14 protein-coding genes are annotated in these 10,028 nt (G+C 40.8%); 9 read left to right on the plus strand and 5 right to left on the minus strand.

From position 1 onward, the window contains the following. Window positions 1–164: 164 nt before the first annotated feature. The 3 genes from EP1_RS12980 to EP1_RS12990 form a co-directional block, all read right to left on the minus strand. Window positions 165–728 (minus strand): YdeI/OmpD-associated family protein, encoded by a 564-nt coding sequence (locus EP1_RS12980; RefSeq protein ID WP_067628228.1) that lies wholly within the window; start codon window positions 726–728, stop codon window positions 165–167. A gap of 1 nt (window position 729) precedes the next feature. Further along, on the minus strand, window positions 730–1,431 hold the full coding sequence (gene deoC, locus EP1_RS12985) for a deoxyribose-phosphate aldolase (RefSeq protein ID WP_067628231.1): 702 nt from the start codon (window positions 1,429–1,431) through the stop codon (window positions 730–732). A gap of 167 nt (window positions 1,432–1,598) precedes the next feature. After that, window positions 1,599–2,504, minus strand: a complete 906-nt coding sequence (locus tag EP1_RS12990; RefSeq protein ID WP_067628234.1) for an AraC family transcriptional regulator — start codon at window positions 2,502–2,504, stop codon at window positions 1,599–1,601. Window positions 2,505–2,689: 185 nt separating this feature from the next. On the opposite strand from EP1_RS12990, the gene EP1_RS12995 reads away from it, so the two are divergent. The 9 genes from EP1_RS12995 (at window position 2,690) to rarD (ending at window position 8,628) form a co-directional block, all read left to right on the plus strand. Then, window positions 2,690–2,893, plus strand: a complete 204-nt coding sequence (locus EP1_RS12995; protein ID WP_067628237.1) for a hypothetical protein — start codon at window positions 2,690–2,692, stop codon at window positions 2,891–2,893. 380 nt (window positions 2,894–3,273) lie between these two features. Beyond that, window positions 3,274–4,299 (plus strand): aldose epimerase family protein, encoded by a 1,026-nt coding sequence (locus EP1_RS13000; protein WP_067628239.1) that lies wholly within the window; start codon window positions 3,274–3,276, stop codon window positions 4,297–4,299. Between the two features lie 21 nt (window positions 4,300–4,320). After that, window positions 4,321–5,490: a galactokinase gene (locus EP1_RS13005; protein WP_067628242.1), complete on the plus strand. Its 1,170-nt coding sequence runs from the start codon at window positions 4,321–4,323 to the stop codon at window positions 5,488–5,490. Window positions 5,491–5,662: 172 nt separating this feature from the next. Further along, entirely contained in the window at window positions 5,663–5,815 is a 153-nt protein-coding gene (locus tag EP1_RS13575; RefSeq protein WP_167540765.1) for a hypothetical protein, read from the plus strand. Window positions 5,816–5,831: 16 nt separating this feature from the next. Next, complete coding sequence (locus EP1_RS13010) at window positions 5,832–6,011, plus strand: hypothetical protein (protein WP_067628245.1); 180 nt, start codon at window positions 5,832–5,834, stop codon at window positions 6,009–6,011. A 61-nt stretch (window positions 6,012–6,072) separates the two neighbouring features. Further along, a complete protein-coding gene (locus EP1_RS13015; RefSeq protein WP_067628248.1) occupies window positions 6,073–6,306 on the plus strand; it encodes a hypothetical protein in 234 nt (77 codons plus the stop codon). A gap of 53 nt (window positions 6,307–6,359) precedes the next feature. Next, the gene (locus EP1_RS13020; protein WP_067628250.1) at window positions 6,360–6,665 is read left to right on the plus strand and encodes a hypothetical protein; all 306 of its coding nucleotides are present in this window, start codon (window positions 6,360–6,362) and stop codon (window positions 6,663–6,665) included. A gap of 408 nt (window positions 6,666–7,073) precedes the next feature. Continuing rightward, window positions 7,074–7,613, plus strand: coding sequence for a helix-turn-helix domain-containing protein (locus EP1_RS13025; protein ID WP_067628251.1), 540 nt, complete (start codon window positions 7,074–7,076; stop codon window positions 7,611–7,613). Between the two features lie 124 nt (window positions 7,614–7,737). Next, entirely contained in the window at window positions 7,738–8,628 is an 891-nt protein-coding gene (rarD, locus tag EP1_RS13030; RefSeq protein WP_067628253.1) for an EamA family transporter RarD, read from the plus strand. 41 nt (window positions 8,629–8,669) lie between these two features. On the opposite strand, the gene EP1_RS13580 is transcribed toward rarD, so the two are convergent. Together EP1_RS13580 and EP1_RS13035 are read right to left on the minus strand one after the other, a co-directional pair. Continuing rightward, a complete protein-coding gene (locus tag EP1_RS13580; RefSeq protein WP_167540766.1) occupies window positions 8,670–8,834 on the minus strand; it encodes a hypothetical protein in 165 nt (54 codons plus the stop codon). Between the two features lie 214 nt (window positions 8,835–9,048). Further along, a complete protein-coding gene (locus tag EP1_RS13035; protein WP_067628255.1) occupies window positions 9,049–9,948 on the minus strand; it encodes an NAD(P)-dependent oxidoreductase in 900 nt (299 codons plus the stop codon). Window positions 9,949–10,028 lie beyond the last annotated feature (80 nt).

Here is a 10,028-nt window from a genome sequence, read left to right on the forward strand (position 1 = left end):
AACTGACTAATCTTTCTACTATATTTAAAACTCATTCACAACTTCAAATTTATTTAGTTATATCAGTAAAAAGAGAAGATATGAAACACTATATAATGATTCTCAACATAAATTACTTTGTCTACAATCTGAGCTGGAATCAAATAAAGATTCCAGCTTTTGGTTTACATCGGTTTTAAATTTTTTTCTATCCGTTCAGTCATCCAAGCCAATCGCTTCGCTCTTCCAGCAGCCGTTTTGGCATCAAAATAGGCGCGTGCATACGTTTTTTGAACAGAGGGCGACATCTTTGCAAAATTCTTTGAAGCCGCCACATTATCTGTCAAGAGCTCTGCTACTTCTGCGATTTGTTCAGCGCTGATCGCCACGGGTTTTGCGGCAGCCGCCCATTGGCCATTTTGTTGCGCTTCAGCGATTTTTTCACGGCCAAGCTCCGTCATTAAGCCCGCCTGTTCCAACTTGTCTACGATTTTTTTGTTTTTTTCAGACCAGTGGCTATTTCTGCGTCGTGGGGCAAAGTATTTAATGTAGGAATGCTCATCGACTTTTTTCATCACACCATCGATCCAGCCAAAACATAAAGCCTCTTCTAGTGCTTCACTGGCTTTTAACGTTTTGATTTGCTTGGTCTTGCCAAATACGAGCCACACACCACCACTTTTTGCCGCATTGTTTGTCAGCCAGGTGCGAAAGTCGGTCCGCATTTCGAAAAGTAACTTATCTGCCATCTTATTTAGCCAATCCTAAAACGACCGGCGTTGACTTGAAGCCGATTCCCATACGGTCGATCCCCAGATCAATCAATTCTAAGAAATGTTCCCGCGTGCGAATTCCACCGCTGCCCTTGATCTTGATCCGGCCTTGGCATTGGTCCATCATGATTTGGATCACTTCATTCGTGGCGCCTTTGCTTTCATAACCGGTGATAAAACCCGTACTCGTCTTAACAAAATCTGCCTTAGCCGCAATCGCACATTCACAAGCTTGCCGAATTTGTTCCTCATTCAATGTATCCGTCTCGAAAATCACCTTTACAGCGGTTCCATAATTATGGCAGGCTTCAACGATTACCTGGAGTTCTTTCGTGACCTCGGCATATTTTCCGCTACGAATCCAACCAAAATTCGCCACAATATCTAGTTCATAAATATCTTCCCGTCGACAATACGTCTCTGCTTGTGAAACTTTAGAGGCAGTTGTACTGGCGCCAAACGGAAAATCACAAACGACACAAATCTTGGTATCCGTCCCCTCCGTCATTTCTGCGGCGATATCCAAAGAAGCCGGATTGACGCAGACCGTTGCACAATGATAATCGATCCCTTCTTGAATATACTTGCGAATCTCCGCTTCCGTAAAATCTGGTTTCAACACCGACTGATCAATATAGGCACCTAATTCTTCAATGGTCATTTCGCTGGCCTTTTTCATGAGTAAATCCCTCCTATTATTTTTATTTCACTGGTCATCTTGCCGCTCACCAAAAGTGATTATTTTCACAAACGAGAATTTAGCAACCTTGCATTTATGTACAAAAAATCCTATACTCACTCATTCAAGTATAGGATATCAACAATTCTTTGTAAACGTTCACTTTGCTAGGTTGCCCGATTTACGACGGCTTGTTTTTCTAATTGTGTTTTTAGTTCCTTTAACGAGACATTTTTGAAGTCTTCATTTTTCATCCGCTTCCGATAAACGCTTGCGGTCTCGCCCGTCAGTTTTTTAAACATCCGGCTAAAAACGACAAGGCTATTAAAGCCAACTTGCTCTGCGATCGTCTCGACACTCTCATCGGTCATCGAAAGCAGGAAGGCCGCGCGATTGATCCGTACGCCCAAGATATAGTCTTTGATACTGATAGCCATATGATTGCGAAACACTCGCGACAGATGACTGCGGTTGACGGCCAAATGATGTGCGATTGCTTCTACCGTCAATTGTTCAGCATAGTGCGCTTCGATATATTCCACCGTAGCGACGGCCAACGGCGAATAGACTTTTTGCTCACCTAGATGGATCTTCCCACCATCGGCTAAAAGAGTGGCTAAAAAACGATAAGTTAGTTCATTCAAACGTAATTCATTCACTAATGTTGCTTCCGCAAAAGGCAGGCAGGCCAAAATCGTATCGACATATTTTTGGATATCGGAAGAAACCATCGTGTATTGATCTTCTCTAAATTGGGAATGGCGGATGATCTCATCTGCTGCTGATCCGCCAAAAGACAGCCAAGCATACATCCAAGGTTCTTCGCCATCTGCTAGATAAAAGGTTGAATCCCCTGGTCGAATCAAGAATAAATCGCCTTTTTTTAAGTGATACTGCTGATTTTTGACTTGATAAGTCCCTTTGCCTTCCATCACGATGTGTAAAATATAATTCTGCCGGATCGCCGGACCAAAGGCATGAAACGGGAGTGTTTTCGAAATCCCACAAAAATCAAAATGAAGATCCGTCTGCAATTGATGCTGTTCCTTTTTCAAAAAAATCGTCTGTTCCATGATCCACCTCCCAGCTTACTTTCCACTTTAAATTATACACGAAAATAGCCCATAATTTTTCTAAAGCCTGAAGTATCCCGTTTTTTTATTATAAATCAAAGCTATTGAAAAAAGGCTTCTTCCAGCTTTCATTCATGCTATGCTTAAAATAAAAAAAGCTTTTTACTAGGGAAAGGAAGGATCGTTTGAAAAAGAGTCTTAAGCAACTAGCCCAAGCACTTCTAATTTGTCTGATCGTCCCTAGCACCCTGCTGCTGCAAAAAAATAATCCTTTTATCGACTATGACATCTCCTATCATAGTATTTTTAATTTACTGTTGATTATAGGCCTGCCAATATTGATTATTTGGTCGCTGAAAGAAGTCTGGCGAATGCTGCGAAAAAAATAAATCAGCTGGACGCTCTGGAGATTTAAGCCTTTTCTTCGCTCATTTTTTCGTAAAATTACCCAGCGCCGCTCATTGGAAAAACGCCGATCTCCTTTTTCATCAGCCAAAGCTTCTCTGGGATCGGTTTTCATTTTTAAGCGGAATAGTAGTTGTAAGGGGAGTGACAAAATTTTTGTCACTCCCCTTACTTGCTTCAAAAACAAAATGCAACAAAAAGTTAAATAGTTCTCACAAAAATACGTTCTAAAGAAAGCGATTTCTTGTTAAGTTAGACTCAAGCACAGGGAATAAAATTTCTAGTCCTTGTCACTTTGTTAATAAATCGCTAAACTAATCAGGACACGATAGATTTTCCATTATACAAAAAGCGAGGTTTTTAGATGAAAATTACAGAAAAAGATTTTGGCGCAGGCTACCAACTGATCACCATCACAAATGAATCCGGTTTCCACTTGGCGGTGACTGACTTAGGTGCCCGAATCGTCAGCCTTGGCCGCGATCAAGAATTGGTTTTAGGGTTTGATTCTGCTGAAGAATATTTGGCAAAAGATCCCTTTATCGGTGCTACCATCGGTCGAACGGCCGGTCGCATTGAAAATGGTCGCTTCACCCTTGACGGCAAAGCCTATCAAGTGGCCGTTGATCCAGCCAATGGTCATTCACTTCATGGCGGAAAGCCGGGCTTTGAAACGAAAAAATGGGATTATACGATCGAAGAGGACGACCAGTCAGCCTCGGTTGTCTTCACGCTAACTAGCCCAGCTGGCGAACATGGCTTCCCTGGTGAATTACAGGTTGAAGTCCGCCACACCTTGACACAAGATAATATTTGGCGCGTAACTACTAAAGGAATCAGCGATCACACCACTTTATTTAATCCGACCAATCACGTTTATTTTAATTTGACTGGCGATGTGACCGAAGCAATCGACCAACACACATTGTGGCTGAACAGCGACTCCTTTGCTTTTCTGAGACCAGATACAATCCCGACTGGCGAAATAGCACCTGTAGCCGGAACAGCGTTTGATTTTCAAACTGAAAAACCTTTAGCCGCGGTCTTTACGAGTGATTTTGCTCAAAAAAATCAATGCAACGGGCTGGATCATCCCTTCTTCTTAAAGGAAAAGGATATACGGCAACCGGCGGCTAAACTGACCAGTGCTGATGGCAAAACTGAATTAACCGTTTCAACAGATTCCTCCAGTGTCGTGATCTTCACGGCGAATTTTGGCGCAGACGGCCCCCTCATGCACGGTAAAAAACTGGCCCATCACGGCGGGATCACCTTTGAGACCCAAATCGCTCCCGGTGCTGAACAGTATCCAGACTTTGGTTCAATCAAACTGCCTGCCAACGAAACCTTTGAAACGACTACCGAATACAAAATCGATTTTAAAAATTAAAAGGGAAAGAAGCGAAAAAGAATGGAAATAAACCGCGCATTAAACACCAAATTTGCAGAGATCTTCGGACCAAGAAATACGACACAATATTTTTCTCCCGGCCGCATCAACTTGATCGGTGAACACACCGATTACAATGGCGGACACGTCTTCCCAGCCTCGATTACTTATGGCACTTATGGTGTGGCGGCCCCGCGAGAAGACCAGAAAGTTTTAGTGTATTCCACCAACTTTGATGATCTTGGAGTGATTTCTTTTGATCTTAAGAATCTAGCCTATGATAAAAAGGACAATTGGGCAAATTACGTCAAAGGCATGATCCTAAAACTAAAAGAAGCCGGTCATGTTATCGACCACGGGTTTGAATTATTAGTTGAAGGAACAATTCCCAACGGTGCAGGTCTTTCCAGCAGTGCTTCCTTGGAATTATTAGTTGGCGTGATGTTAGAGGACCTCTTTAACCTCTCAACTGATCGCTTAGAATTAGTCCAAACCGGGAAAAAAGTTGAAAATGAATTTATCGGTGTCAACTCCGGTATCATGGACCAATTTGCGATCGGTTTTGGCGCAGTCGATCAAGCGATTCTCTTGGATACCAATACGCTGGAATATGAAATGGTGCCGGTAAAACTTGGCGATTATGCCGTCGTGATCATGAATACCAATAAACGCCGTGAATTAGCCGATTCGAAATACAATGAACGTCGCAGCGAATGTGAAGAAGCCTTGGCTCGCCTACAAAAGAAATTAGACATCCAGTCATTGGGTGAGCTGGACGAAGCTACCTTTGAAGCCAATACCGATTTAATCGGTGACGATACCTTGATCCGGCGGGCACGCCATGCGGTGACGGAAAATCAACGGACCTTAGAAGCCAAAGCCGAATTGGTTAAAGGCAATCTGGCCGCTTTCGGAAAATTATTGAACGCCTCTCATCATTCCTTACGTTATGATTATGAAGTTACTGGGATCGAGTTAGATACTTTAGTCGATACCGCCCAAGCCCAAGCCGGTGTCTTAGGCGCGCGAATGACGGGAGCCGGTTTTGGCGGCTGCGCCATCGCCTTAGTCCAAGAAGATAAGATCCCTGCCTTTGAAAACCAAGTCTATGATAAATACTTAGACGTCATTGGTTATGCCCCCGAGTTTTATGTCGCTCACATCGGCAGCGGGACCACTAAAATGGGTTAATCAAAGACTCAACGCCTCTTTCAAATGAAGGAGGCGTTTTATTTTTGGTACTTGACGTATCAATAATTTAAGCCAATCCTAAAAAATTAAATCGCTTTTTTGACTATCACCACTTGTCCTTCCCCAACAAATAACGTAAACTTTTTAATCATACTAACGAGGAGGAAAATCAATGAAATTCAAACACATTGTCATTTTTACGATTAAGGAATACAATAAAAATAAAGAAAAAGAAGGCTACCTACCGCAGGACGGAACCGTCATCAATGCCTTTTTTAATGGTATCTCAGGCTTAAACAGTGTCGCGGTCGGGTATCTAAATTAAGCGAGGACGTTCGGCAATGAACACATTTTATATTCTCTTTAGTTTTTTAACTAGTTTAAGTATCTTGATCATGATCTATGCGTTTTATCGTGATTTCAAAAAATTGACGTTAATGCAAAAAATTTCAATCTCATTGGTTTCCCTCAGCGGTTTAACCCCAATGATCGTTGGTGCAATTGAAAGTTTTTTCCATTGAGTTCTTAAAGCGTTGCCGCTGACGCTTTTTTTGCTGTGCTTTTATTAGAGAGGTGTTTTTGATGATCGAATTCATTTTAGGTTGTTTATTATTGACTTGGCCCATCGCTAAAATTCCCCAGTTATTAAAAAATAAACAAACCCACGGCGTTTATTTTTTAGCCGATCGAAGAATTCTAGTCCCCAAATGGACAAATTTTGGAAATAATCTAAATGCCAATAATAAAATCGGTTTTGCTATCAACCTGCTGCTGGGCATGGCTCTGATCGTTGCAGGGATTGCTGACTTGATTTAAAGCGTCTGGGGATTTTCCTAACGCCTAGCAGGCGAAGTGAAAGGAGCATTTTTATGCCTAAAATCTGTTTTGTTTTAACTGTCAGTACTGGCTTAAGCTATAGTTCCATGTTTTTACCGGTAAATTTCAGCGATACGACAGACTTCAAAAAATATTTTTCACAGGATTATGATGTTTCGATCAACTATCTGCGTGACAAAGATTCAGTCGATTATTTGGTTGTCCCAGACCCCTATTTCCCTTTTGATAACGAAAATAATCTCCCTATCATCAAAGTACCAGCAAAATTATTTATGACCAAAAACTTCAAAGAAATCAAGGCGTATCTTGATACTTATTTTGCTAATAACCCCGCTTGATCAGGCAAGAGTGCTTCTCTTGCCTTTTTTGTATTCGCCACGTCCTCTTAGAACTATTTAGCTTTTCATTAGATGAAGCTTTACGATAAAAGAAAACCGACTGACACGCTATGTAAAAAAAATAAACAGACTGAAAGAAATACACAAAACCCTTAATCACTTCATTCAATTGATTAGCCTGTTTTTTAGTAATCTTGTACAAATTTTTTCCCTTGAGTGAAAACCCTACTAAATCAATCTATTTAAAGCTTTGCAAGAATTTTTTGCGCTATTTTTTCCATTTGCAAGCAAAGCTTTATAGGAATAATGCAATAAATCAAATAAAATAATAGTGAACATAAGGTCCATAGCAAGAATAGGCAATGATAAATAATTTGAATATAGATAGTTAATAAGAAGGTGAGCTTAATGGAGTTAGGAAAAATTATAAAAGAAAGTAGAAAGAATTATAATATGACGCAACAAGAGGTAGCAGAAATACTAAATATCTCAAGGCAAACACTATCAAATTGGGAAACAGGCAAAAACTATCCGGATGTTTTTATGTTGTTGAAACTAGCAGATTTCTATTCATTGTCTCTGGATACAATGTTGAGAGGAGATGGAATACTCATGAAAAAAATTGAGAATGATGCTAAACAGTTAAGTTTCTTTAAGGAGTTCCCTTTCTATTTAATAATCGACATGTTGTTGGTTGCATTTTCATTTGTTTTATTTTTCTCAATAAGAGTACGACCCGAATTTCTAACACAAGTATTGCCATGGCAGATACTTGTATGTATGTCTAGTTTTTCTATGTTAGTTATTTTTTTTAACAGGAACAACCAACTTTTTAAACAAAAGCCTGTCATGATTTCATTTAGCATCTTATTACTTGCTACAATCGTTTGCTTAATATTCCTAGCATTATTTATATTAACCGCTTCGAATACAATAATTATAAATTAACTATGCCCAATATCTGATTTTGCAACAGGGTAACATCCAATCCACCTCTCCTTCACAATTTAGCTAAAACTACTGAATTATTTGTGTTAAAATGATAAAACACGATTCAAACAAGGAGGACTTGATGAAAAAAGATTCTGGGTTGGTTTATGGCTTTGGGGCGTATATTATCTGGGGCATTTTACCACTTTATTGGAAATTATTAGGCAATGTCGGTCCAGTCGATATTTTGTCCTATCGCATTATTTGGTCATTGATTTTTATGACAATTTATTTAGTCGGTTGGCGCAAGTTTCCGACTTTTATCCGGGAAGTTCGCGAATTATTGAAAAGCAAACGCAGTACACTGGCAATCATTGTTGCGGCAATTTTTATCTCCCTCAACTGGGGGATCTACATTTACACCGTCTCAATCGGACAAGTTCAACAAGCTAGCTTGGGGTACTATATCAATCCTTTGTTAAACGTCTTAGTCGGCGCACTCTATTTGAAAGAACCCTTGACCAAACATGCCGTCTTAGCCAGTTTGGCGGCACTTGCCGGCGTGGTCTTATTAACGATCCAAACCGGTGTCTTCCCTTTCAATTCGATCTTTTTAGCCACCAGTTTTTGTTTATATGGCCTGACAAAAAAACAATTGCATTTAAGTGCCGCTACTAGCATCACTTTAGAAACGTTGATCATTGCCCCGCTTGCCTTGATCTATTTATTTTTCGTTTCGCCAGTCGGTTTTATGCAGTACACCGGCTCAACTAATCTGCTGCTGATGGGGGCCGGGATCGTCACGGCAATTCCTTTACTATTATTTGCGACAGCCGTCAAAAAATTATCTTATATTACGATTGGTTTTTTACAATACATCAATCCAACCATCATGCTGATCATGGCGATTTTCCTATTCCATGAGCCCTATTCCTTGCCGCAATTCATCGCTTTTGCTTTTATTTGGCTGGGTATTTTGATTTTTGTCGTCGGCAATCTGATCCAACTCCGCAAAAAAGAGCTTCGAACCTAATTCGGTCGAAGCTCTTTTGCTACACGCTTTCCCATCTACATTCAATAATTAAACTCACTGATGATTGCTCCAGCCTTAAAAACTTTACTCAGCTTGACCTTTTTGTAATTAGTCGCATAGCAAAGCGCTTCTCGATGTGTCTTGAAAGTTTCTTCAGTCATTTCTCCAACAATTGTTTCCACTTGAACCAAATACCACTCTTCCATCGCTCTTCCTCATTTCTTTTCAATTCAGCCAGTCTATCCATTATTTCTTTTTTTAATCATAGCGAGTTTCCGCTCCGAATTCAATAACGCATGTAACAAAAAGTGACATCCAGCGAATATTTTTCTGAAAAAGCAACATTTCATGTGATTTTTTCTGACACAAACACAAAAAAAGACCCAAACCAGCGTTTGAGTCTCCATAAAAAGCGACTATCTAATGATTCTCTTGAAAGTTTTCAATATTTTGAATGACCTTTTGCGCCAAACGAACCTTCGCCATCGAGGTCAAACCAGCATTGGTTTTGCCTGTAAAAACATTCGGCAGACCGATCACGGCTTCGCCTAAGCCAGCTTCCGTATCGCTGAAGGCAAAATTTCCCGGCTGTTCTAACCAGTTTTTCAACGCCGGTACCTCATGCGAGGGCGCGATCGATACATTCATCAAAATTTTCCCGTTGCCAAATTTTTCAAAGGCCGCTTGGTCTAACAACACGACATTTTTATTGAGACAAGTGATTAAGATATCCACTTCAGCTAACAACTCATCCAGTGGCAAGTAGTCCATCGTCAATTCTTGTTCGATTGCCGGTTTGCGGGTACGACTGTAATACTTGACGTCCATCCCGAAAAAATTCATAGTCCGCGCCAATAAGCTGCCAACCGTTCCCATTCCGACGATTCCGACTTTCACATTTGTCAATTCCATCGGTTCGTCTTTCCACATCGCCGGACCGCGCCCCTGCAACAGACGAACCAACTCACTGATGGCATATTCTTTCACACCTTCATCGCCGTAATCCCGCACGCCTGTGACCACGATGCCTTTTTTCTCAGCATGTAAAATATCGACATTGGCATTTTCCGGCGCATACAAGCTGGCACAAATCCCGATGTAGCGAATATTAGGACACGCATCCAAGACTTCCCGATCAACAAAACTGGTGAAACTTAACATGACACAATCGGCATCCCCAATGCGTTCAATAATCGTCGCCGCATCCGTTGGGATATCAGAATAAAAAACCGCTTCTTCTGCTAATTCTTTTAGCCGCTCATCCCACTCTGGCAATAATTTAGTAGGCTCGATCGCCACCATCTTTTTAAATTTTTTCATGTCAGCCTCCTAGATTTCTGTATTCCCTTTATGATAAGCCCTACAAATTCTAGCGTCAATCGAGAGGATTAACTAAAAAA

This window comes from Enterococcus pseudoavium NBRC 100491, assembly GCF_001544295.1.
GTDB classification, from domain to species: Bacteria; Bacillota; Bacilli; order Lactobacillales; family Enterococcaceae; genus Enterococcus_A; species Enterococcus_A pseudoavium.